Raw genomic sequence first — 22,491 nt, forward strand, 5'->3', positions numbered from 1 at the left:
CGCTGAGAAGGACAACTAGGCTGTACTCCGGCTTGGATTCGGGTTGTCGCCGAGGAGGACCGAAGTGCCGCGCTCCATCACCGGTACGCCGTTGCGTCGTCGCACGTCGCGCATTGCGGCGCTGCTCGCCGCACCCGCGGCTGCCATCTGTTTGCTGTCGGGCTGCAGCGCCGGTCAGGTCGACCAGACCAGCACGATGGTGGCGGCGGTCCCCGGCGTCCAGATCAACTCGAAGCCGAACGGCCAGGCGGCGCTGCGCGACGTCCGGATCGTCTACAACAGCCCCGAGGGGTACCCGGTGGACGGCACCGCGCCGCTGTCGGTGTACATCGCGAACAACAACCCCGGCAAGCCGCTGGTCCTGCGCGGCGTGACCGCCACCGCCAAGGACGGCGGCGCGATCGGCACCGTGGTCCTCACCGGCGGCCGCCCGGAGGTCGGCGCGCAGCCATCGCCGACCCCGTCCGCGGCCAGCACGTCGCACGCCGCGTCGGCGGCCCCGAGCGCATCGGCGTCCGGCCGGGCGTCCGCGGCCCCGTCGGGCGGCGCCTCGGGCAGCGCGAACCCGTCGGCGAGCGAGACCCAGTCGGCGAGCGAGAACGAGTCGGCCAAACCGTCGCCGTCCGCGTCGGCCGCCGGCCTCACGATCCCGGCGAACGGGTACGCGAAGCTGGACCCGCACTCCGGCGCCTACCTGGCGATCACCGGGCTTGCCCAGCCGCTCGCGCCCGGTTCCGTCGTACGGGTGACGTTCGACTTCGAGGGCGAGAGCCCGCTCCAGATCGAGGTGCCGTTCAGCGTCCCGCTGTCGCCGGCCCCCCGGATCACGACGTCGGTCAACGAGCACGAGGAGTCCGGCGCGCACGGGGAGTGACGTTCTCGTCGTACCCCTTCGCTAGGGTCCAGGCGTGACCGAACGCGCCGCCTCCTCGTCCCGAATGTCCGGCAAGTCCTCCGCCTCGCGCGCCAGCTACGAGTGCGACGCGTGCGGGCACCGGCCGCCCAAGTGGGTCGGGCGTTGCCCGGAGTGCGGCGAGTGGGGCTCGATCGTCGAGGCGGCGACCAGCACGCCGGCGGCGCTGCGCGCGGTGACCGCCCGCCGGCCGGCGGAGCCGGCCCGCCCGATCGCCACGATCAGTGCCGCGCCGGCCCGTGCCCGGCCGACCAACGTCCCGGAATTCGACCGGGTCCTCGGCGGCGGCCTCGTCCCCGGCGGCGTGGTGCTGCTCGCCGGCGAGCCCGGTGTGGGCAAGTCCACGCTGCTGCTCGACGTCGCCCAGCAGTGGGCGGCCAGCGGCGAAACCCCGGCGCTGGTGATCAGCGGCGAGGAGTCGGTCAGCCAGGTGCGGCTGCGGGCCGAGCGGATCGGCGCCCTGCACCAGCGGCTCTACCTGGCCGCCGAGACCGACCTGGCCGCCGTGCTCGGCCACCTCGACGCGGTAAAGCCCGGCCTGCTGATCCTCGACTCGGTGCAGACCATCTCCGCGCCCGGCGCCGACGGGGTGCCGGGCGGGGTCACCCAGGTCCGCGGCGTCACGGCGGCGATCGTCGCGGTGGCGAAGGAGCGGGGCATCGCGACCGTCCTGGTGGGCCACGTCACCAAGGACGGCCAGGTCGCCGGCCCCCGCGTGCTGGAGCACCTGGTCGACGTGGTGCTCAACTTCGAGGGCGACAAGCACTCCTCGTTGCGCATGGTCCGGGGCCTGAAGAACCGGTTCGGCGCCGCCGACGAGGTGGGCTGCTTCGAGATGCACGAGGGCGGCATCGCGAGCCTGCCCGACCCCTCGGGGCTGTTCCTCACCCGGTACGCCGACGCCGTCCCCGGCACCTGCGTGACCGTCGCCATGGAGGGGCGCCGGGCCCTGGTGACCGAGGTGCAGGCGCTCATCGGCGCGCCCGTCCCCGGCTCGCCCCGGCGTACCGTCAGCGGCCTGGACGGCGCCCGCCTGGCGATGGTGCTCGCCGTGCTGCAGCGCCGCTCCAAGCTCCAGCTCCACGACCGGGAGGTGTTCGCGGCGACCGTGGGCGGGGTCCGGGTGATCGAACCCGCCGCCGACCTCGCGGTCGCGCTCGCCGTGGCGTCAGCCGCCACTGATCTTCCGATGGCTCCCGACCTCGTCGCGCTCGGTGAGGTCGGGCTGACCGGCGAGGTGCGGCGGGTCGGCGCGGTGCCCCGGCGGCTGGCCGAGGCGGCCCGGCTGGGCTTCCGGTTCGCGCTGGTACCGCCGGGCTGCGGGCCGGCGGCCACCGGTTCGGTCCCGGAGGGGATGAAGGTACTGGAGGTCGGCGACGTCCGCGCCGCGCTGCACTTCGCGGTGCAGGCCGGCGAGCGCAGCGAGTCACGCTGACCGGTCACGGGCCCGCGGCACCGCGCTGACCGGTCAGTTGTCGACCTCACAGGTGATGAGGACGTGGGCCGGCGCCACCGAGGCGAGCGCGGCCAGTTGCGCCCGCGGCTCGCCGATGAAGTCACGCAGGCAGACGGCGAGGTCGAACTCGGGTACCCGGGTCGCCGGCGAGGTCCGGTGGACGGCCCGCAGTACCCCCTGGTCCCACCAGGCCGGGCGGTCGCCCAGCGCGCCCAGCGCCCGCCGGCACTGCACCAGCAGGTACGCCTCGCGGCCGGTACGGCGCGCCGCCACGCAGGTGATCCGCGCCCAGGGCAGGACGAGCGTGCGCACCACTCCGGGCCGGACCGTCAGGGCGTAGTGGTCCGCGGCGACCAGTGGCCGGCGGACCACGGCCAGCAGCAGGGGCACCCCGCCGGCGGACACCACGACCAGCACGACCGTCGGCACGCTGGCGAGCGGGTTGGTCGTACCGTCGTCCAGCACCGCCGGTTCATCGCCGAAAAACAGCCAAACCGCCCCAAGAACGACACCGGCAAACGCCGCGTACCAGGCAAGAGCCGCGACGGCCCGGAACGGGAAGGCACGACGCCACTCGATCCGCTCGGGGCCGGCCATCACCCTCGCCTCTCCCGGTTCACCGGTCAGCGGCGAACCGCAGGTGGTCGTTGCGGCACGGCCGGACGCGGCGCGCTGGCCCCCGTACGCGTAACCCTCGGCCGAATGCGCGATCACTTTACGGGTTTTCGTGCGCACCGCAACAGCACCTCCCGCGCGGAGGTCCGTAAACTGTTCGAGTGCCGATAGACCGCGATGACCCGCTACGCGCCACCCTGGCCCTCATGGCGCCGGGTACCGCGCTGCGCGACGGGCTGGAGCGCATCCTGCGCGGGCGCACCGGCGCGCTGATCGTGCTGGGTTACGACCGCACGGTCGAGGCCCTGTGCACCGGCGGGTTCCCCCTCGACGTCGAGTTCTCCGCCACCCGGCTGCGCGAGCTGTGCAAGATGGACGGGGCCGTGGTGCTCTCCAGCGACGGCACGCGGATCGTCCGGGCGGCGGTGCACCTCATGCCCGACCCGGCCATCCCGTCGGAGGAGTCCGGCACCCGGCACCGCACCGCGGAGCGGGTCGCCAAGCAGACCGGGTTCCCGGTCATCTCCGTCAGCCAGTCGATGCGCATCATCGGGCTGTACGTCAACGGACAGCGGCACGTCCTCGACGACTCGGCCGCCATCCTGTCGCGGGCCAACCAGGCGCTCGCCACGCTGGAGCGGTACAAGCTGCGCCTCGACGAGGTCAGCGGCACCCTGTCGGCCCTGGAGATCGAGGACCTGGTGACCGTGCGGGACGCGGTCGCCGTCGTACAGCGGCTGGAGATGGTGCGCCGCATCGCCGACGAGATCGCCGGGTACGTGGTGGAGCTGGGCACCGACGGCCGGCTGCTCGCCCTCCAACTGGAGGAGCTGATGGCCGGCGTGGAGGCCGACCGTACCCTCGTGGTCCGCGACTACCTGCCGGACGGCCACCGCTTCCACCGCCCCGACGACGCGCTCGACGAGCTGGACCGCCTGTCGGCCACCGATCTCATCGACCTCGTCGCCGTGGCCAAGGCGCTCGGTTACCCGGGGGCCAGCGATGCCCTGGAGGCGGCGGTGTCACCGCGCGGCTTCCGGCTGCTGGCGAAGGTACCTCGGTTACCGGGGGCCGTCGTCGACCGGCTCGTCAACCACTTCGGCAGCCTCCAGCGGCTGCTCGGCGCAACGGTGGAGGACCTGCAGGCCGTCGACGGGGTGGGCGACGCGCGGGCCCGCAGCGTCCGCGAGGGCCTGTCCCGGCTGGCCGAGGCGTCGATCCTCGAACGGTACGTGTGACCCCGTGACCCCTACTTCAGCTCGATCGCGACGGGGTCGCTGAGCTTCGAGGCGAGCCGCCCGACCAGCTCGTACCGGCCGGCCGGCGGTGCCTTCCGGTCCACGCACCCGGCATTGCTGGCCTTGCCGTCCCACAGCTGCCAGAACTCGGTCTCGATGCCGGGGCCGAACGTCCGCACGTCGGTGCCGGTCCGCGCGTCGCACGTGTCGGACGACCAGACCTTGTTCTTCGCCGCGTCCTGCAGGTAGAGCTCCTGCGCGTCGGCGCCAACGTCCCGGGTGCACGACCGGTTCGACGTGTTCTTGATCCGCAGGGTGAACCTCACGAACGAGTTGCGCGGGACGGTGGCGGTCTCGGTGACGGCGGTGACCGCGATCTCCGCGTCGGTGCACGGCGCGCTCGGGGCCGCGGGCGGCTCGGAGCCCGCCGCACCCTCCGGCTGCTGGTCGCCGCCGTCACCGCCCTGCGCCGGGAAGCCACCGGCCGGCACAACCGCCGGCGGTGAGGCGGAGGCGGGGGCAGCGGCGCTCGCCGACGAGGCCGCCGTCGGCGACGACGTGACACCGCCCGGCTGCTTCGCGTTCCGGCCCGGCCGGTCGCCCGACCGGCCGGAACACGCGTAGAACAGCCCGGTGACGAGCAGAAGCAGGGCACCCGCAACCGCCACCCGACGTCGCCAGTAGACGGCCGGGGGCAACGGGCCAACCGTCAGCTTCATAGTGGACATACGCTATCGGTGCGGCAGCACCGTCGACACGGCGGCACGCCGCCTCACAGGTACACCTTTCTGGTGTGCACCGCGTGGGCCCCGGCTACCCGATCAAGGAACAGCAGGCCGACGCAGTGATCGATCTCGTGTTGCAGCGCACGGGCCTCGAACGCGTTGGTAGTGATCTGCGTCTCACCACCGCCGGGTAGTTCCCCGACCACCACGACCCGGCCGGCGCGCTTCACGTCGCCGGTCAGGTCCGGTACCGACATGCAGCCCTCGCGCCCCTTCTGCCACTGGCTCGCCTCGACCAGTCGGGCGTTGCACAGCACGAAGGCATTGTGGACGGTGCGCGCCTTGGGGTGGCCGGTCACGTCGACGGCGAAGACCTGGGCCGACACCCCGATCTGCGGCGCCGCCAGGCCGACGCAGCCCGGTGAGACCCGCATCGTGGCGACCAGGTCCGCGGCGAGCTGGATGATGTCGGGATCGCACGGGTCGACGGGCGCGCCGGGTGTGGCGAGCACCGGATCAGGGGCCCGCACCACCGGACGGACCACCCCCGGCACCCCCAGGCCGTCGACCGACCAGTCCGCGATGCTGGTCACAGTACGTCCATCTCGGCCGGGCGCAGCGTCACCTCGACGCCGAGAGCGCGGGTGACCGCGTCGAGGCGCTCCCGGACCAGGTCCACGTCGGTACCCGCCGGCAGGTCCACCTCCGCCACGAGGACGTACAGGTCGCCCGACAGCCGGGTGGTCAGGTCGGTGACGTTGCCACCGAACTCGGCCAGCCCACGGGTCACCGACGACACGATCCCGAGCCGGTCGGCACCGTGTACCGACAGCACGTAGTGCCCGCCCGTGGGCTCCGGTACGGCCTCGGGGTTGACCGGGCTCACCGTCGTGACCAACGACCCGTCGAGGGTCAGCGGCTGCAGCGCCGCCTTCACGTCCTCGATCGCCGGTGTACCGGGGCCCGTGCCGTCCGCCCCCTTGCCGCCGGGCCCCGTGCAGATCAACGTCATCGCGAAGTGCCCACGCAGCAGGGTCATCGTCGAGTCGGTCAGGTTCATGCCGAGCCCCGCCAGGATCTCGGCCACGTCGGCGATGATGCCCGGCCGGTCACGTCCGATGACCGTAATCGCAAGTTCGTCCACCCTCGCATCATGCTGCATCGGCACCCGCGTGGCAGGATTGCCCCGATGGCCGTCCAAGATCTGGCAAACACCGCTGTCACCTGGTACGACGCGAACGCTCGCGACCTGCCGTGGCGGACGTCCGACGCGACCCCCTGGGGCGTGCTGGTCAGCGAGGTGATGCTCCAGCAGACCCCGGTGTCGCGGGTACTGCCGGTCTGGCTGGAGTGGATGTCCCGCTGGCCCACGCCGGCGGCCCTCGCCGCGGACGCACCGGGCGAGGCGATCCGCGCCTGGGGGCGGCTGGGGTACCCGCGCCGGGCACTGCGACTGCATGAGTGCGCGACGGCCATCGTCACCACCCACCGCGGTGAGGTGCCGTCCGACCTGGATCACCTGCTCGCGCTGCCGGGCATCGGCACGTACACGGCCCGGGCGGTCGCGGTCTTCGCGTACCGGCAGCGCCACCCGGTGGTCGACACGAACGTACGGCGGTTCGTGGCCCGGGCGGTCGCCGGAGCGCCGGACGCCGGCCCGACCACCACGGCACGCGACCTGACGGCCGTGGCCGACCTGCTCCCGGCCGAGCCCGAACTGGCCGCCCGCGCCTCGGTGGCGTTCATGGAGCTGGGCGCGGTGGTCTGCACGGCCCGCAACCCCCGGTGTGCGGCCTGCCCGGTGGCCGCCACGTGCCGGTTGCGCACCAGCGGGACGGCTCTCCCGGAGGGGCCGACCCGCCGTCCGCAGCGGTACGCGGGCACCGACCGCCAGGTCCGGGGGCTGCTCCTGGCCGTGCTGCGCGACTCGGACGGCCCGGTACCGCGGGCCCGGCTGGACGCGGTGTGGCCGGATGCCGCGCAACGTGGCCGGGCATTGACCGGTCTACTGGCCGACGGGCTGGTCCGTGACGTCGGTCACGGCCGTTTCAGTCTGCCCGATTAGCCGGACACGCGGATCGCCATCGGTTGACTTCCTGGTTAGGCTCGGTCGATGCGTGTCCCCGGGACTGTCCGACTCACGTCGTCACGCCACCTGCGTGGGCGCCTGGTGGCCGGTCTTGTCGCCGCGGCGCTCCTCGCCGTGCCCGCCTGCACCGGCGATTCCGTCGAGGGCACCCGCGTCCGCTGGGCCAACGCCCACAGCTCCGACAGCGGGCCGCAGACACCGGGCCCGCGCCCCGCCGCCGACGGACCGGCCGCATCCGCCCGGCCGGGCGGAGCGACCGGTGGACCGTCGGTGGCGCCGTCATCTCGGTCGTCTCCGACGTCGGCGGCGGGGCCGACCGCCGCGCCTCAGCCCTCGGCGCCTCCTGCCGACGGGCCCGCGTTCCTCGCCCGCATCCCGGCGTTCCCACCCGCTCCCCCCGCGGAGAAGGTGGCACTGCCGCCGGGACCGGAGGCGGCGTGGCTCTCCCGGATCCCGACCTCGCAGAAGGTCGCTTTCATCACCATCGACGACGGGTGGACCAAGCTGCCCGAGGCGGTCCAGCTCGTCCGGGCCGCCCACGTACCGGTCACGCTCTTCCTGACGACCGACGCGATCCGCAGCGATCCGGGGTACTTCAGACAGCTCCAGGCGGCCGGCGCGGTGATCGAGGCGCACACGAACACGCATCCCGATCTCAAGGGCAGGCCGGCCGCGTTCCAGCAGCGCGAGATCTGCGGCTCCGCGGACCAGTTGGGTTCCCTGTACGGCCGGCGTCCGGTGCTGTTCCGCCCGCCGTTCGGCGACAAGGACCAGACAACCCTACGGGTGACCCACGACTGCGGCATGAAGGCCGCGTTCTTCTGGAAGGAGACGGTCGACAAGGGCGTCGTCCGCTTCCAGGAGGGGCATCAGGTGCAGCCCGGTGACATCATCCTGATGCACTTCCGGCCGGCCTTCGTCGACGACTTCCTCGCCGCCCTCCAGGCCATCCACGACGCGGGCCTGACCCCGGCGCTACTGGAGGACTACATCCCCTGACCCATGAGGTTCCGGACATGAACTGGAGCGGGCGGCCGCCGTAGCGACCGCCCGCTCCAGTTCATGTGTTGCTCGGTACGTGACCCTGAGGGTTACTCGTCACCGCTCGTGGCGCCTGCGCCACCGAGGTCGGCCGGGACCGCGTCGGGCACCAGCGCCGGCTTGTCCGCACCGTGGAACACCAGCTTGGCGTGCTCGATGTCGGTCGGGTCGCCCTCGCAGTCAATGAGGACGATCTGGCCGGGCCGCAGCTCGTTGAACAGGATCCGCTCGGACAGGTTGTCCTCGATCTCGCGCTGGATCGTCCGGCGCAGCGGCCGGGCGCCCAGCACCGGGTCGTAACCCTTCTTCGCGAGGAGCCGCTTGGCGTTGTCGGTCAACTCCAGGCCCATGTCCTTGTTGCGCAGCTGGGTCTCGATCCGGGAGATCATCAGATCCACGATGCTGAGGATCTCCGGCTCGGTGAGCTGGTGGAACACGATCGTGTCGTCGATGCGGTTGAGGAACTCCGGGCGGAAGTGCTGCTTCAGCTCGTCGTTGACCTTGACCTTCATCCGCTCGTAGTTGCTCTCGACGTCTTCGGAGGACTGGAAGCCCAGCGAGACCGCCTTGGCGACGTCCCGGGTACCGAGGTTGGTGGTCAGGATGATCACCGTGTTCTTGAAGTCCACGATGCGGCCCTGACCGTCGGTGAGTCGACCGTCCTCCAGGATCTGCAGCAGCGTGTTGAACACGTCCGGGTGGGCCTTTTCGATCTCGTCGAACAGGACCACCGAGAACGGCCGGCGGCGCACCTTCTCGGTGAGCTGGCCGCCCTCGTCGTAGCCGACGTAGCCGGGAGGGGCACCGACCAGCCGCGACACCGTGTACCGGTCGTGGAACTCGCTCATGTCCAGCTGGATGAGCGCGTCCTCGCTGCCGAACAGGAACTCCGCGAGCGCCTTGGACAGCTCGGTCTTACCCACCCCGGACGGGCCGGCGAAGATGAACGAGCCGGACGGGCGCTTGGGGTCCTTCAGGCCGGCCCGGGTGCGCCGGATCGCCTTGGACACCGCCTTGACCGCGTCCTCCTGGCCGACGATCCGCTTGTGCAGCTCGTCCTCCATGCGCAGCAGCCGGGCGGTCTCCTCCTCGGTGAGCTTGTAGACCGGGATGCCGGTCCAGTTCGCCAGCACCTCGGCGATCTGCTCGTCGTCGACCTCGGACACCACGTCCAGGTCGCCGGCCTTCCACTCCTTCTCCCGCTGCGCCTTCTGGCCCAGCAGCTGCTTCTCCGTGTCCCGCAGCTGCGCGGCGCGCTCGAAGTCCTGCGCGTCGATCGCGGACTCCTTGTCCCGACGCACCTGAGCGATGCGCTCGTCGAAGTCACGCAGGTCCGGCGGCGCGGTCATGCGGCGGATGCGCATCCGGGCGCCGGCCTCGTCGATCAGGTCGATCGCCTTGTCCGGCAGGTACCGGTCGGAGATGTACCGGTCGGCCAGGGTCGCCGCGGCGACCAGCGCCGCGTCGGTGATGGACACCCGGTGGTGCGCCTCGTACCGGTCCCGCAGCCCCTTGAGGATCTCGATCGTGTGCGCCAGCGACGGCTCGCCGACCTGGATCGGCTGGAAACGGCGCTCCAGCGCGGCGTCCTTCTCCAGGTGCTTGCGGTACTCGTCGAGGGTGGTGGCGCCGATGGTCTGCAGCTCACCGCGGGCCAGCATCGGCTTGAGGATGCTCGCGGCGTCGATCGCGCCCTCGGCGGCGCCCGCACCCACCAGGGTGTGGATCTCGTCGATGAACAGGATGATGTCGCCGCGGGTACGGATCTCCTTGAGCACCTTCTTCAGGCGCTCCTCGAAGTCACCGCGGTAGCGCGACCCGGCCACCAGCGCACCCAGGTCGAGCGTGTACAGCTGCTTGTCCTTGAGCGTCTCGGGCACCTCGCCCTTGACGATCGCCTGCGACAGGCCCTCCACCACGGCGGTCTTGCCGACGCCGGGCTCGCCGATGAGGACCGGGTTGTTCTTGGTACGGCGGGAGAGCACCTGCATCACCCGCTCGATCTCCTTCTCACGCCCGATGACCGGGTCGAGCTTGCCCTCGCGGGCAGCCTGCGTGAGGTTGCGCCCGAACTGGTCGAGCACCAGGGACGTAGAGGGGGCGGCCTCGCCGGTCGAACCGGTACCCGCGGCGGCTGGCTCCTTGCCCTGGTAACCCGAGAGCAGCTGGATGACCTGCTGACGGACCCGGTTGAGGTCGGCGCCGAGCTTGACCAGCACCTGGGCGGCGACGCCCTCACCCTCGCGGATCAGACCGAGCAGGATGTGCTCGGTGCCGATGTAGTTGTGACCGAGCTGGAGCGCCTCGCGGAGGGAGAGCTCCAGGACCTTCTTGGCACGCGGCGTGAACGGGATGTGCCCGCTGGGCGCCTGCTGCCCTTGGCCGATGATCTCCTCGACCTGCTGGCGCACACCCTCCAGCGAGATGCCCAGGCTTTCGAGAGCCTTGGCCGCCACGCCCTCACCCTCGTGGATGAGGCCGAGCAGGATGTGCTCCGTGCCGATGTAGTTGTGGTTGAGCATCCTGGCCTCTTCCTGCGCCAGGACAACCACCCGCCGTGCTCGGTCGGTGAACCGCTCGAACATTCCTGCTCCCTCATGTGCCGTGCCGCCGTCGCACCTGGCTGTCGACCAGACGAGATCCGACGTGACCGTGCACTTACTCTATCGCCGTGGGACGACGGTTCCAGCCGGTGCGCCCACCAACGGACCCGTCGGACGCGTCGGCAACCGGACTCGTACCCCGGAAAATGGCTGGTTACGCGACGTAAAAGCCCAACAGACGGACCGGAGCGGATGTTCCCGCAGGCGAGAGCAGTACGCGCAGAGCGAAATCGGGCCCGCCCGGCGCGGCGGCCGGGGGGCCCGATTCAGGTCGTGGCGGCGGGTGACCAGCCCGTTCACCGCGCGCTACCGCGGCGCGGCGGACCGGGCGGCGCGGGGCGCCGCAGCTCGGTTCACCGGCTCAGTGGCCGGCCTCGGCGTTGTACCGGTCGACGATCTCCTGCTTGATCCGGCCCCGGTCGGAGACCTTGATCCCCTTGCTCTGCGCCCACTCCCGGATCGCCCGGTTCTGGTCGCGGTCACCACCGCCGCCGCGGACACGGCTGGCGGACCGGCCGCCGGCCAGCACACCGCCCCGGCCGACCTTCGTACCGGCCGAGACATACGGCGCAAGCACTTCACGCATCTTGGTGGCGTTTTTCTTCGACAGGTCGATCTCGTACTGAATGCCGTCGAGCGAAAACTTGACGGTCTCCTCGGCGTCACCGCCGTCCAGATCGTCGACCAGCACGTGGATGGTCCGCTTGGCCACGAGTATTCTCCTCCGAAAGTGCGCACCCGCTTGTAGCCAAAAACAATAACGCAACAAGCGGGCACAGCGTCAACGGGTGTGGAAAATTACTCAGGCCGCACCAGGGGAAAGAGGATTGTCTCCCGAATGCCGAGGCCGGTCAGGGCCATCAGCAACCGGTCGATTCCCATGCCCATGCCGCCGGCCGGCGGCATTCCGTACTCCATGGCGCGCAGAAAGTCCTCGTCGAGCTGCATCGCCTCGGGGTCACCCTTTGCCGCCAGTAGCGACTGCGCCGTCAGCCGTTCGCGCTGGACCACCGGGTCGACCAGCTCCGAGTACGCCGTGGCGAGCTCGAAGCCCAGTACGTACAGGTCCCACTTCTCGGTCAGCCCTGGCACCTCACGGTGCGCCCGGGTCAGCGGGCTGGTCTCCTCGGGGTAGTCACGCACGAAGGTCGGAGCGACCAGGTTCGGCACGACCAGGTGCTCGAACAGCTCCTCGGCCAGCTTTCCGGGGCCCCACGCGGGGTCGACCGGGAGGTCGAACTTGGTAGCCAATTCGACCAGGCGGCCCATCGGCGTTTCCACGGTGACCTCTTCACCCGCGGCCTCGGAAAGCGAGCCGTAGAGCGTTACTTCGCGCCACTCGCCGCCGAGATCGAACTCGGTGCCGTCGTGGTGGCGCACCACGTGGGAACCGCCCAGTCGGTAAGCGGCCTCCTGCACCAGCTCCCGGGTGAGGGTCGCCATCGTGTTGTAGTCGGCGTACGCCTGGTATGCCTCCAGCATGGCGAACTCCGGCGAATGCGAGGAGTCGACCCCCTCGTTGCGGAAGTTTCGGTTGATCTCGAAGACCCGCTCGATGCCGCCGACCACGCAGCGCTTGAGGAAAAGTTCCGGCGCGATACGCAGATACAAATCCGTGTCCAAGGCGTTGCTATGCGTGACAAAAGGCCGGGCCGCCGCGCCGCCGTGCAACAGCTGCAGCATGGGCGTTTCGACCTCGAGGTAATCACGCCCGTGCAATGAGTCGCGCAGACTGCGCATGACCGTGGCGCGGGTCCGGACGGTCTCGCGCGCCTGGGGCCGCACGATCAGGTCGACATAGCGCTGCCGTACCCGGGACTCCTCACTCATCGGCTTGTGCGCGACCGGCAGCGGACGCAGCGCCTTCGCGGTCATCTCCCAGCGGTCGGCGAGCACCGACAGCTCACCCCGGCGACTGGTGATCACTTCGCCCTCGATCCCGACGTGGTCGCCGAGGTCGGCCAGGCGCTTCCACTCGTCGAGGGCCTCCTGCCCGACCCGGTCGAGCGAGAGCATCGCCTGCAGCTCGGTGCCGTCCCCGGCGCGCAGCGTCGCGAAGGCCAGCTTGCCGGTATTGCGGATGAAGATCACCCGGCCGGTGACCGCGACCTTCTCCCCCGTCGCCGTGTCGGTGGGCAGGTCGGCGAAGCGCGCGCGGATCTCCGCGAGGCTCACCGTCCGGGGGAAGCCCACCGGGTACGGCTGGCGACCGCTTTCCAGGAGCCGGGCGCGCTTTTCCCGGCGTACCCGCATCTGCTCCGGCAGGTCGTCGTCGGCATCGATGTGTACGGGCTGCTCAGTCACCGGTTTTCCCTCAAAGACTCGGGGTGTTCGTCGCCACCGAGCCTACTCAACAGCGGGAATCGGTATTTTCGTGCCGTGGACCCCTCGATCCGAAAAGCGAACGCCCTGTCCTTCGGACCGGCCGCCGACCTCTACGACCGGATCCGCCCCCGGTACCCGGTCGAGGCGATCCGGTGGATCCTCGGCGACCGGCCGCTCACCGTGGTCGACCTGGGCGCGGGTACCGGCATCCTGTCCCGGCAGCTCGCGGGGCTCGGTCACCGGGTGGTCCCGGTCGAGCCGGATCCCGGCATGCGCGCCCGGCTCGGCGCCGCCGGTGGCGCCCCGGCCGCGGTCGAGGGCTCGGCGGAGGCCGTCCCGCTGCCGGACGCCTCGGTGGACGCCGTGGTCGCCGGCCAGGCGTACCACTGGTTCGACCCCGACACGGCGCACCCGGAGATCGCCCGCGTGCTCCGGCCGGGCGGCGTATTCGGCCCGCTGTGGAACGAGCGGGACGTGACGGTGCCGTGGGTCGCCGCGCTGTCGCAGATCCTCGACGAGCACCGGGACACGAGCGCGACGGAGCAGACCGTGCACCCGCTCGGCCCGCGGTTCACCCCGGTCGAACGGGCGAGCTTCCGGCACGCGGTGACCCACACCCCGGACACGCTGGTGGAGCTGGTGCGGTCGCGGTCGTTCTACCTGACGGCTACGCCGGACGGGCGGGCGGCGGTGGACGCCGCCGTCCGTGACCTGTGCGCGACCCATCCCGGCCTGGCCGGTCGCGGCGAGTTCGCGCTGCCCTACGTCACGAACGCCTACCGGGCGTACCGCACGCCCTGACCGTCACCGCCCCCATGATCGTCACCGTCACCATGACCGTCACCGTCCCCATGATCGTCACCGTCCCCATGATCGTCGCAACTTCCGGGAAGTTGTGGTCATAGCAGACACCTGAGGCGACGACTTCCCGGACGTTGTGTGGATCACGCACGCGGATCACGCACGCGGATCACGCACGCGGATCAGGCGGAGACGTTGCGCTCGTAGATCATGCGCAGGCCGAACAGCGTGAGCATCGGCTCGTGGTGGGTGATCGTGGCGCACTCGCCGATCACGATCGGGGCCAGCCCACCGGTCGCCACCACGGCCTCCACCGAGCCCAGTTCGGAGATGATCCCGCGCACGATGCCGTCGACCTGGCCGGCGAAGCCGTACACCACGCCCGACTGCAGGCACTCCACCGTGTTCTTGCCGATGATCCGCGGCGGCTTGACCAGCTCCACCTTGCGCAGCTGGGCCGCGCGGGCGGCCAGCGCATCGACGGAGATCTCGATGCCGGGGGCCAGGACCCCGCCCATGAACTCGCCCTTCGCGCTGACCACGTCGAAGTTGGTGGAGGTACCGAAGTCGACGACGATCGTCGGCCCGCCGTACAGGGTGTACGCGGCGAGGGTGTTGACCACCCGGTCGGTGCCGACCTCCTTCGGGTTGTCGATCGCGAGCTGGACCCCGGTGCGGATGCCCGGCTCGACAATGACGGTCGGCACGTCGGCGTAGTAGCGACCGAGCATGGTGCGCAGCGACCGCAGCGCCGCCGGTACGGTCGAGCAGGCGGCGATGCCGGTCAGCTGGACGGCGTCCCCCGCGAGCAGGCCACGGAAGAGCAGGCCCAGCTCGTCGGCGGTGTCCCGGGCGTCGGTCTTCGTCCGCCAGGAGTGCACCAGCTTCTCACCCTCGAACGTGGCGAGAACGGTGTTGGTGTTACCGATGTCGATGCACAGCAGCACGGCCGTCAGCTCCGGGGGCGCAGGTCCAGGGCGATGTCGAGGATGGGCGAGGAGTGCGTCAACGCCCCTACGGAAAGGTAGTCCACACCCGTTTCGGCGTACTCACGAGCCCGGTCGAGGGTGAGCCCGCCGGTCGCCTCCAGCTCGGCCCGCCCGCCGACCGCCGCGACGACCTCGCGCAGCACGTCGGGCTCCATGTTGTCGCAGAGCAGGAACGTCGCACCGGCCTCGACCGACTCATGCGCCTCGGCGACGGTCTCCACCTCGACCTGGATCGGGACGCCGGGGAAGGCCGTCCGCACCAACCGGTACGCGTTCGTCAGGCTCCCGGCCGCCAGCTTGTGGTTGTCCTTGATCATGGCGACGTCGTAGAGGCCCATCCGCTTGTTCGTGCCGCCGCCGGCGCGTACCGCGTACTTCTCAAGGATCCGCAGGCCGGGAGTGGTCTTGCGGGTGTCGAGCACCAGCGCCTTGGTGCCGGCCAGCGCGTCGGCCCAGGCCCGGGTGTGCGTCGCCACGCCCGACATCCGGCACAGCAGGTTGAGCGCGGTGCGCTCGGCGGTGAGGATCGCCCGCGTCGGCCCGGCCACCGTGGCCAGCACGTCACCGCGGGCCACCCGCGCACCGTCGGACACCTTCGTCTCGAACTCGGCGGTACCGTTCGAAGCCTCGTCGAAGACGGCGGCGGCCACGTCGATCCCGGCCACCACGCCGTCGGCACGGGCGACCAGGTCGCCGGTGTCGGTCTGGTCGGCCGGGATCGTCGCCACGCTGGTCACGTCCAGGCCGTCCGGCCCGAGGTCCTCGGCCAGGGCGCGCCGCACGATCTCGCGGACGGCATCCGGATCAAGGCTCACGACATCGACTCCCAGTCCTCGGTCAGCACGCCGGCCTCGGTCACCGTCGCGAGCAGATGGCCGCGCCACTCCTCGTGCGCGGTGGGGAAATCGTCGCGCCAGTGGCAGCCACGGGTCTCCCGGCGACAGGCCGCGGCGGCGACCAGGGCGGCCGCGACGGTGACCAGGTTGGTCGCCTCCCAGCTCGCCATGTTGGCGGGCGCCCGCTCTCCGCCCAGGTCGGTGAGGACTGCCGCCGCCGCGGTCAGCGAGTCGTGGCTGCGCAGGACGCCGGCGTCGCGGCTCATCGCGGCCTGCAGCGGCCCGCGCACCGACGGCGCGACCGTCCACTGTCGGACATCCTCGGACACCGGGTCGGTCTGCGGTGGCAGGTCCGTGGCCAGGTCGGTGGCGATCCGGCGGGCGAAGACCAGCCCCTCCAGCAGGGAGTTGGAGGCGAGCCGGTTGGCGCCGTGCACGCCGGTGCAGGCGACCTCGCCGCACGCGTACAGGCCCGGAATGGACGTGCGGCCGCGCAGGTCGGTCCGCACGCCGCCGCTGGCGTAGTGCGCGGCCGGCGCGACCGGGATCAGGTCGGTGGCCGGCTCGATCCCGGCGGCCCGGCAGCGGGCCATGATCGTCGGGAACCGGTCGTCGAGGAAGTCGGCCCCCAGGTGCCGCGCGTCCAGCCAGACGTTGGGACCGCCTTCGGTCCGCATGACCCGGTGGATGGCCTTGGCGACCACGTCGCGCGGGGCCAGCTCGGCCAGTTCGTGCCGGCCGGCCATGAAGCGCCTGCCATCGCCGTCGCGCAGGTACGCCCCCTCGCCCCGGAGCGCCTCGCTGACCAGCGGCTGCTGAGCGGGGTCGCCGACGGCGCCCCCGCCGTCCGGCTGCGGCGGCACGACGAGCGCGGTCGGGTGGAACTGGACGAACTCCAGGTCGGTGACGGCCGCCCCGGCACGCAGGGCGAGGGCCACGCCGTCGCCGGTGGAGACGGCGGGGTTGGTGGTCACCGCGTACACCTGGCCCATGCCACCGGTGGCCAGGACGACGGCGCGGGCGAGGATCGCGCCGACGCCGTCCTCGCTGCCCTCCCCCAGGACGTGCAGCGTGACGCCACAGGCCCGACCGGCGGCGTCCCGCAGCAGGTCGAGGACCAGGGCGTGCTCGACCAGGCGGATCCACGGGTCGCGACGCACGGCCGCGTGCAGGGCGCGCTGCACCTCGGCGCCGGTGGCGTCGCCGCCCGCGTGCACGATCCGGTTGGCGTGGTGGCCGCCCTCGCGGGTGAGCATGAGCGAGCCGTCCGGGTGGCGGTCGAACTCCGCCCCCCAGCGCATCAGCTCCCGTACCCGGACCGGCCCCTCGGTGACGAGCACGTCGACGGCGGCCGGGTCGCAGAGCCCCACCCCGGCGACGAGGGTGTCCTGCGCGTGGGCGGCCGGCGTGTCGTACGGGTCGAGCACGGCCGCGATGCCGCCCTGCGCCCACCGGGTCGACCCGTCGTCGATGTTGACCTTGGTGACGACGGTGACGTGCAGCCCCGCCTCGCGCAGGTGCAGGGCGGCGGTGAGCCCGGCGATGCCGGAGCCGACCACGACCACGTCGGTCGTCTCCGCCCAGCCCGGTTGCGGTGCGCGCAGCCGGGTCGGAAGTACGGGCAGGGTGGGCAGATCCATGCCGACAGTCAACCTCATGCCGTGGATCTCGGACACGCGGTGGGTCCGGTTACCGGGCAGTACCCGGTAGCCGACACCGGGCAGCGACCCGGAACCCGGCACCCGGGCAGCGGCCCGGTGCGCGTCACCGGGCAGCGGCTTCACCGGGGTAGCGGCCCGGTACCGATGCCTTTGACCGATCCGCGCAGCTTGTCGTCGCCGATCACGAGCGCGTAGCAGGCGAACGTCTGATCGCTGCCCAGCCAGTCACCGGCGCTGGTGGGGCCGACGTAGCCGGCGCGCAGCTCGGTACGCGCTCCGCCGACGTACGTGTTGACCAGCCCGCCGCAGCCGGACAGCGCCGCGGCCGCCACCTTCTCCTTGTCGAACGGGGCGCCCGGGGGCGTGATCGTGTAGGTACCGACGAACTCGCCGTCGTGCGGCTGCTCGCACGGCGCGTACGCCATCTCGCCGCCACCGTCGCGCGCCACGCACCGGATGGCGAGTTCGTCCGTGCCGAGTGCGCCACGCAGGCTGGCGGTACGCCCGATGAACCGCTTGCTCGCCGGCGCGGCCGACTGCACGACCGCGCAGCCGAAGAAGCCGGACTTCGCCGGCTTGATCCAGTTGGCGATGATCTGGGTCCGGGCGGAGCGCCAGTCGCCCCCGAGGTACTGCCGCGCGAACACGGTGCAGCCGTGCCGGGCCTCGGCGTACATCAGGTTCTGCTGGAGCTTGGCATCGTCGCCCTTGGCGCGGGCGGCCTTGGCGGCCAGCTCCCGGTCGACCTGCCCGACCAGGAAGACCTCGGCGGTGTGCGGGGCCGTGCAGTCCACCGGCGAGCCCGGCCACGGGAACGCGGTGACGGCGGCCTGCTCGCTGACGTTCCAGCAGGTACCGGTCGCCGGGGCGCCCGCGGGCCGCTGCGCGCTGACCTTCTCCGGCCGGGTCAGCCAGTAGAACCCGCCCGCGACGAGGGCCGCCACGATGGCGAAGACGGTGAGAGCGATCAAGGGCTTGCGCACCCCGGGAGGGTACGCGACGCTACCTACCGTCGGGTAGTCATCTTGCGGTCACCCGTTGCGGGTGGTCAGACAGCGTCGACCGGCGACGACCGCGGTCAGGCGGCGTTGACCGGCAGGGCGGCCGCACCGGCGCCCTTCAGCGACGTCGTGAACGTCTTGTTGTCCACCCAGAGGTAGCAGCGGGCACCCCGGTTGCCCAGCTCCCAGTCGGCCCGGCCGAAGGCGTAGGCGATCTGGCCGACGCGGTAGCGCAGCCGGTCATCCACGGGCAGGCCGGTGAACGACGCGATCACCGTCCGGCAGCCGTCGAGCTGCGCCTTCTCCCGCTGGCCGGCGTCGGTCGGGTACGCACCCGGCGGCGCCTCCCAGATACCGGCGAACTCGCCGTTGTGCGCGCTCTGGCAGTCCACCGGCGACATCGAGGCGACCTGCTTCCCCTTGGCGGTCACGGCGAAGCAGGCCAGGGCCACCGGGCGCGTGCCGCCCAGGGCGCCCTTGAGGGTGCCCACGCGGCCGACCACGGTGTAGGTGGTCAGGTCGGCGAACTCGACCAGGTCGCAGCGGTACCAGCGGCTGCCGGCGGCCCACTGCGCCGCCGGGGCGACCGCCACGTCGAGGCCCAGCCTGCCGGTACGCCAGTCGCCGCCGGTCCAGTTCGTCACGGCGGCGACGCAGTCGGCGTACGCCCGCTGTCGCGCCGCGGCACCGACCGGCGGCGGGGCGCCAGCGGCGGCGTCCGCGCCGGTGAACGCGCCGACGTGGACGGTCTCCAGGGTGTGCCGGGCACCGCAGTCGACCGCCGGCGGCAACGTCGCCGCCCCGGGCGACGGGCGTTCGACGTCGTAGCAGGCGTGGTCGGCCGGTACGGACGGCGTCGGCTCCGGCATCCGGGACCAGCCGTCGGCCAGGGCGCCGCCGCCCCTCGGCGAGGGGCCGCCGCAGCCGGCGAGCACCAGCACCGCGACCGTTCCCAGTACCGCGGCAGCACATTTACCTCGCACGATTTAGCTCCCCCCGAGGCATATGCCCGTGGGCGGAGCATATGTGAGTCAGCCGGTCGCCGCGAGATCACCACGACGCAGGCCGTCCACCATTCCCGGAGGCGCCGCGGCCGGGTCCACACCCAGCTCGATCACGTGGTTGTCGGCGTCGACGTGCACCACCCGGGGCTGGTAGCTGCGTGCGGTGGCGTCGTCCATCTGGGCGTACGAGATGAGGATGACCAGGTCACCCGGGTGCACCAGGTGGGCGGCGGCACCGTTGATGCCGATCACCCCGCTGCCGCGCACCCCGGGGATCACATAGGTCTCCAGCCGGGCTCCGTTGGTCACGTCCACGATCGCCACCTGCTCACCCGCGAGCAGGTCGGCCGCGTCCATCAGGTCCTCGTCCACCGTCACCGAGCCGACGTAGTGCAGGTCCGCCTGGGTCACCGTGGCACGGTGGATCTTCGACTTGAGCATGGTCCGACTGAACATCAATGAATCTCCACCGGTGCGTTGTCAATGAGTCGGGTGGTCCCGACCTTCGCGGCGACGAGCAGCCGCGCCGGGCCGCGCTCGGGCGCCGGACCGAGGTCGGGGTCGGTCAGGACGAGATAGTCGACGTCCGGGCCATCAAGCTCGCCGGAGCCGTCACGCTGCGGGGCTCCGCCGAGCTCGCGGGAGCCGCCGAGCTCGCGTCGGGCGGCGGCGAGGACCGCCTCGGCGTCCCCGCCCTCCGCCGCCGTCGCCGCGCCGGCCCGCAGCGCGCGCGACAGCGCCAGGGCGGTACGCCGCTGGTCCGGCGAGAGGTACCGGTTGCGGCTGGACAGCGCCAGGCCGTCGGCCTCCCGTACCGTCGGCACGCCGCGGATCTCCACGTCGAGGTCCAGGTCGCGGACCATCGCCCGGATGAGCGCGAGCTGCTGGTAGTCCTTCTCGCCGAAGTACGCGACGTCGGCGCGGGTCAGGTGCAGCAGCTTGCAGACCACGGTCAGCATGCCGGCGAAGTGGCCCGGCCGGCTCGCGCCCTCCAGGATCCCGCCCAGCGGGCCGGGGCTGAACCGTACCGTCGGCTCGCCGTGCGGGTACATCTCCGGCACGGTCGGCGCGAAGACGACATCGACCCCGGCGGCAGCGGCGACCTCCAGATCGTGATCGAAGGTGCGCGGGTACCGGTCGAAGTCCTCGTTCGGCCCGAACTGCAGCGGATTGACGAACAGCGTCATGACGACGTGGTCGCAGGCGGCGCGGGCGGTGCGCAGCAGCTCGGCGTGGCCGGCGTGCAGGGCGCCCATCGTCATCACCACGCCGACCGTGCCGGGCATCCCGGCGCGTGCCGCCGCCAGTTCGGCGCGGCTGTGCGCGACGACCGGGCCGGAGAGGCCGGTGGGGCCGCCCGCCCGGCGGTGTGCGTCGGTCGGGCTATCCGCTCGGCCCCGCACGTCCGTCTCGGTCATGCCGTCGCCTCCTCACGATGTCCGGCGAGCACGTCCAGCAGCGGCTCGGCGTCGGTGGCGCGCAGCCGCCCGGCGGCGATCGCGCGATCGGCGGTGCGCCGGGCGAGCACCAGGTACGCCGGCACCGACTCCGGTGCGGTCGCGTCGAGCGTGGCCAGGTGGCGGGTGACCGTACCGGCGTCGCCGCGCGACACCGGGCCGGTCAGCGCCGCGTCACCCAGGCGCAGCGCGTTGTCCAGGGCCGCGCGCAGCAGCGGGTCGAGTACCCGGGCCGGGTCGCCCACCCCGGCGTCACGCAGCCGGTCCATCGCCTCGTTGACCAGGGTCACGAGGTGGTTGGCGCCGTGGGCGAGCGCGGCGTGGTAGAGCACCCGGCCCTCCTCGGTGATCCACTCCACCGCGCCGCCCAGGTCGGCGACGATCCGGGTGGCGAAGGCGCGCAGGTCGGCCGGGGCGGTCACCCCGAAGCTCACGCCCGCGCGCAGCCGTGGCAGGTCCACCCGGGTACCGGTGAAGGTCATCGCGGGGTGGAGCGCGAGGGCGTTCGCCCCCGCGACCACGGCCGGGGCGAGGACGCCGAGGCCGTGGGCGCCGGAGGTGTGTGCGACGACCTGCCCCGCGCCCAGTGCACCCGTCTCGGCCAGCCCGGTGACCAGCGCGCTGAGCGCGTCGTCGGGTACCGAGACGATGACGAACCGGGCGCGGGCGGCGACCTCGTCCGCGGGTAGTACGGGGGTGCCGGGCAGCAGGTGGGAGATGCGGTCGCGCGATGCGGCGGAGACGCCGGAGGCGGCGATGACCCGGTGGCCGGCGGCGGTGAGCGCGGCCCCGAGGACCGCGCCGACCCGGCCGGCGCCGACGATGCCGACGGTCAGCGGCGTGCCGGCGGATGACGGCGTGCCGACGGTGGGCGGCGATGCACTCATGACGATCCAGTCCTCACCAACGGGGTACCGGTCGCCGCAAGTATGCGCTGATGCCGAGATCACCGACAGCACATGTGGCGTGCGCCACTTACCTCACATGTCGGTGCAGATACTCCCGGATCAGCTCCTTCGCCTCGGAGATCACCAGCGGGTCCCCGACCGGATCCCGCCGGAACGCCATCTTGATCAGAGCGTCGGCCGTCTCCACCGCGATGTTCAGCGCGAACTCCAGCTCCCGGCCCGGCGTGATGCCGAACCGCTCGACCAGCAGGGCCGCGAGCTGCTCGACGATCACCGCGTTGTTGTCGCGCTCGTCGTCGAGCAGGTGGACGTCGACCACGTCACCGAAGTGCAGCGTCCGGAAGCCCGGGGTGGTCCGGTGCATCATGATGTACTCGTCGATCGCCGCGTCCACGGCGTCCCACCAGTACGTGAACCGCTCCTCCGCGATCCGGGCGCCCAGCAGCCGCAGGTACGCCTCCAGGTTGCGCATGGTGAGCGCCTGCACCACCGCGCGCTTGTCGGGGAAGAACTGGTACACCGAACCGATCGCCACCCCGGCGCGTTCGGCCAGCAGTGTCGTTGTCAGCCCGTCGTACCCGACCTCGTCCACCAGCTCGGCACAGGCATCGAGCATGCGCGCGACCCGCGCGACGCTCCGTCCCTGCACCGGTACGCGACGCAGCGGTCCGTCGGCGCGGGTCCGGTCGTTGGCCGGCTTGGCGGTTGTCGGTGTCACCACTGACGTACACCCCCCTCGTTCCTCGAATCGGTCAACCTACCCAGCCCCGATGGCGCGGTCGGTCGAACGCTCCCATCGGCGCGTTGCGCCACCCCCGCACGGCCGGCT

22 protein-coding genes are annotated in these 22,491 nt (G+C 71.9%); 6 read left to right on the forward strand and 16 right to left on the reverse strand.

The genetic code is table 11. The annotated features are described in order from the left end of the window. Positions 1–64 precede the first annotated feature (64 nt). Both ACNTMW_RS16650 and radA read left to right on the forward strand, forming a co-directional pair. The gene (locus tag ACNTMW_RS16650; RefSeq protein WP_426634534.1) at positions 65–874 is read left to right on the forward strand and encodes a copper chaperone PCu(A)C domain-containing protein; all 810 of its coding nucleotides are present in this window, start codon (positions 65–67) and stop codon (positions 872–874) included. Between the two features lie 64 nt (positions 875–938). Continuing rightward, positions 939–2,348 carry a DNA repair protein RadA gene (gene radA / locus ACNTMW_RS16655; RefSeq protein ID WP_426634642.1) on the forward strand — a complete coding sequence of 470 codons (1,410 nt, stop codon included), beginning with the start codon at positions 939–941 and terminating at the stop codon, positions 2,346–2,348. A gap of 33 nt (positions 2,349–2,381) precedes the next feature. Here the strand turns inward: radA and ACNTMW_RS16660 are convergent, their stop codons facing one another. Then, positions 2,382–3,083, reverse strand: a complete 702-nt coding sequence (locus tag ACNTMW_RS16660) for a hypothetical protein (RefSeq protein ID WP_426634535.1) — start codon at positions 3,081–3,083, stop codon at positions 2,382–2,384. A gap of 62 nt (positions 3,084–3,145) precedes the next feature. Here ACNTMW_RS16660 and disA point away from each other — a divergent pair, with 62 nt between their 5' ends. After that, positions 3,146–4,222, forward strand: coding sequence for a DNA integrity scanning diadenylate cyclase DisA (gene disA, locus ACNTMW_RS16665; RefSeq protein ID WP_426634536.1), 1,077 nt, complete (start codon positions 3,146–3,148; stop codon positions 4,220–4,222). 11 nt (positions 4,223–4,233) lie between these two features. On the opposite strand, the gene ACNTMW_RS16670 is transcribed toward disA, so the two are convergent. From ACNTMW_RS16670 to ACNTMW_RS16680, 3 genes are read right to left on the reverse strand one after another with little or no spacing between them, the layout of a single operon-like run. Next, positions 4,234–4,941 carry a hypothetical protein gene (locus tag ACNTMW_RS16670; protein WP_426634537.1) on the reverse strand — a complete coding sequence of 236 codons (708 nt, stop codon included), beginning with the start codon at positions 4,939–4,941 and terminating at the stop codon, positions 4,234–4,236. 53 nt (positions 4,942–4,994) lie between these two features. After that, a complete protein-coding gene (locus ACNTMW_RS16675; protein ID WP_426634538.1) occupies positions 4,995–5,540 on the reverse strand; it encodes a peptide deformylase in 546 nt (181 codons plus the stop codon). Further along, the gene (locus tag ACNTMW_RS16680) at positions 5,537–6,091 is read right to left on the reverse strand and encodes a glycine cleavage system transcriptional repressor (RefSeq protein WP_426634539.1); all 555 of its coding nucleotides are present in this window, start codon (positions 6,089–6,091) and stop codon (positions 5,537–5,539) included. The genes ACNTMW_RS16675 and ACNTMW_RS16680 overlap by 4 nt, the downstream gene beginning before the upstream one ends. Before the next feature lie 45 nt (positions 6,092–6,136). Between ACNTMW_RS16680 and ACNTMW_RS16685 the strand changes: the two genes are divergently transcribed. After that, positions 6,137–7,012 carry an HhH-GPD family protein gene (locus ACNTMW_RS16685; RefSeq protein ID WP_426634540.1) on the forward strand — a complete coding sequence of 292 codons (876 nt, stop codon included), beginning with the start codon at positions 6,137–6,139 and terminating at the stop codon, positions 7,010–7,012. A 432-nt stretch (positions 7,013–7,444) separates the two neighbouring features. Next, the gene (locus tag ACNTMW_RS16690) at positions 7,445–8,035 is read left to right on the forward strand and encodes a polysaccharide deacetylase family protein (RefSeq protein ID WP_426634541.1); all 591 of its coding nucleotides are present in this window, start codon (positions 7,445–7,447) and stop codon (positions 8,033–8,035) included. Positions 8,036–8,127: 92 nt separating this feature from the next. On the opposite strand, the gene ACNTMW_RS16695 is transcribed toward ACNTMW_RS16690, so the two are convergent. From ACNTMW_RS16695 to lysS, 3 genes are all read right to left on the reverse strand, one after another. Further along, positions 8,128–10,662, reverse strand: a complete 2,535-nt coding sequence (locus ACNTMW_RS16695) for an ATP-dependent Clp protease ATP-binding subunit (protein ID WP_426634542.1) — start codon at positions 10,660–10,662, stop codon at positions 8,128–8,130. Between the two features lie 379 nt (positions 10,663–11,041). Next, the gene (locus ACNTMW_RS16700) at positions 11,042–11,392 is read right to left on the reverse strand and encodes a histone-like nucleoid-structuring protein Lsr2 (protein WP_426634543.1); all 351 of its coding nucleotides are present in this window, start codon (positions 11,390–11,392) and stop codon (positions 11,042–11,044) included. Between the two features lie 86 nt (positions 11,393–11,478). Then, the gene (gene lysS, locus ACNTMW_RS16705) at positions 11,479–12,984 is read right to left on the reverse strand and encodes a lysine--tRNA ligase (RefSeq protein ID WP_426634544.1); all 1,506 of its coding nucleotides are present in this window, start codon (positions 12,982–12,984) and stop codon (positions 11,479–11,481) included. Between the two features lie 75 nt (positions 12,985–13,059). On the opposite strand from lysS, the gene ACNTMW_RS16710 reads away from it, so the two are divergent. Beyond that, entirely contained in the window at positions 13,060–13,806 is a 747-nt protein-coding gene (locus tag ACNTMW_RS16710; protein WP_426634545.1) for a class I SAM-dependent methyltransferase, read from the forward strand. Positions 13,807–13,988: 182 nt separating this feature from the next. On the opposite strand, the gene ACNTMW_RS16715 is transcribed toward ACNTMW_RS16710, so the two are convergent. From ACNTMW_RS16715 to ACNTMW_RS16755, 9 genes are all read right to left on the reverse strand, one after another. Further along, on the reverse strand, positions 13,989–14,753 hold the full coding sequence (locus tag ACNTMW_RS16715; protein ID WP_426634546.1) for a type III pantothenate kinase: 765 nt from the start codon (positions 14,751–14,753) through the stop codon (positions 13,989–13,991). Between the two features lie 5 nt (positions 14,754–14,758). Next, positions 14,759–15,610 (reverse strand): carboxylating nicotinate-nucleotide diphosphorylase, encoded by an 852-nt coding sequence (gene nadC / locus ACNTMW_RS16720; RefSeq protein WP_426634547.1) that lies wholly within the window; start codon positions 15,608–15,610, stop codon positions 14,759–14,761. Then, positions 15,607–17,271 carry an L-aspartate oxidase gene (locus tag ACNTMW_RS16725; RefSeq protein WP_426634643.1) on the reverse strand — a complete coding sequence of 555 codons (1,665 nt, stop codon included), beginning with the start codon at positions 17,269–17,271 and terminating at the stop codon, positions 15,607–15,609. The genes nadC and ACNTMW_RS16725 overlap by 4 nt, the downstream gene beginning before the upstream one ends. A 140-nt stretch (positions 17,272–17,411) precedes the next feature. Beyond that, positions 17,412–18,275, reverse strand: a complete 864-nt coding sequence (locus ACNTMW_RS16730; RefSeq protein WP_426634548.1) for a septum formation family protein — start codon at positions 18,273–18,275, stop codon at positions 17,412–17,414. A 95-nt stretch (positions 18,276–18,370) separates the two neighbouring features. Then, positions 18,371–19,276: a septum formation family protein gene (locus ACNTMW_RS16735; RefSeq protein ID WP_426634549.1), complete on the reverse strand. Its 906-nt coding sequence runs from the start codon at positions 19,274–19,276 to the stop codon at positions 18,371–18,373. A 48-nt stretch (positions 19,277–19,324) separates the two neighbouring features. Next, positions 19,325–19,753 (reverse strand): aspartate 1-decarboxylase, encoded by a 429-nt coding sequence (gene panD, locus ACNTMW_RS16740; RefSeq protein ID WP_426634550.1) that lies wholly within the window; start codon positions 19,751–19,753, stop codon positions 19,325–19,327. After that, on the reverse strand, positions 19,753–20,583 hold the full coding sequence (gene panC / locus ACNTMW_RS16745; protein ID WP_426634644.1) for a pantoate--beta-alanine ligase: 831 nt from the start codon (positions 20,581–20,583) through the stop codon (positions 19,753–19,755). The genes panD and panC overlap by 1 nt, the downstream gene beginning before the upstream one ends. Before the next feature lie 128 nt (positions 20,584–20,711). Continuing rightward, positions 20,712–21,641, reverse strand: coding sequence for a Rossmann-like and DUF2520 domain-containing protein (locus ACNTMW_RS16750; RefSeq protein WP_426634551.1), 930 nt, complete (start codon positions 21,639–21,641; stop codon positions 20,712–20,714). 88 nt (positions 21,642–21,729) lie between these two features. Beyond that, on the reverse strand, positions 21,730–22,278 hold the full coding sequence (locus tag ACNTMW_RS16755; protein ID WP_426634645.1) for a TetR/AcrR family transcriptional regulator: 549 nt from the start codon (positions 22,276–22,278) through the stop codon (positions 21,730–21,732). Positions 22,279–22,491: the final 213 nt, after the last annotated feature.

Source organism: Planosporangium spinosum (genome assembly GCF_049999945.1).
GTDB lineage: Bacteria > Actinomycetota > Actinomycetes > Mycobacteriales > Micromonosporaceae > Planosporangium > Planosporangium spinosum.

Excerpts from the sequence above, each read along its gene's own strand:
- radA (WP_426634642.1), top strand. The coding sequence starts at position 939 with ATGTCCGGCAAGTCCTCCGCCTCGCGCGCCAGCTACGAGTGCGACGCG.
- ACNTMW_RS16670 (WP_426634537.1), bottom strand. The coding sequence starts at position 4,941 with ATGAAGCTGACGGTTGGCCCGTTGCCCCCGGCCGTCTACTGGCGACGT.
- ACNTMW_RS16685 (WP_426634540.1), top strand. The coding sequence starts at position 6,137 with ATGGCCGTCCAAGATCTGGCAAACACCGCTGTCACCTGGTACGACGCG.
- ACNTMW_RS16695 (WP_426634542.1), bottom strand. The coding sequence starts at position 10,662 with ATGTTCGAGCGGTTCACCGACCGAGCACGGCGGGTGGTTGTCCTGGCG.
- ACNTMW_RS16725 (WP_426634643.1), bottom strand. The coding sequence starts at position 17,271 with ATGGATCTGCCCACCCTGCCCGTACTTCCGACCCGGCTGCGCGCACCG.
- panD (WP_426634550.1), bottom strand. The coding sequence starts at position 19,753 with ATGTTCAGTCGGACCATGCTCAAGTCGAAGATCCACCGTGCCACGGTG.
- panC (WP_426634644.1), bottom strand. The coding sequence starts at position 20,583 with ATGCCCGGCACGGTCGGCGTGGTGATGACGATGGGCGCCCTGCACGCC.
- ACNTMW_RS16750 (WP_426634551.1), bottom strand. The coding sequence starts at position 21,641 with ATGAGTGCATCGCCGCCCACCGTCGGCACGCCGTCATCCGCCGGCACG.
- ACNTMW_RS16755 (WP_426634645.1), bottom strand. The coding sequence starts at position 22,278 with ATGCTCGATGCCTGTGCCGAGCTGGTGGACGAGGTCGGGTACGACGGG.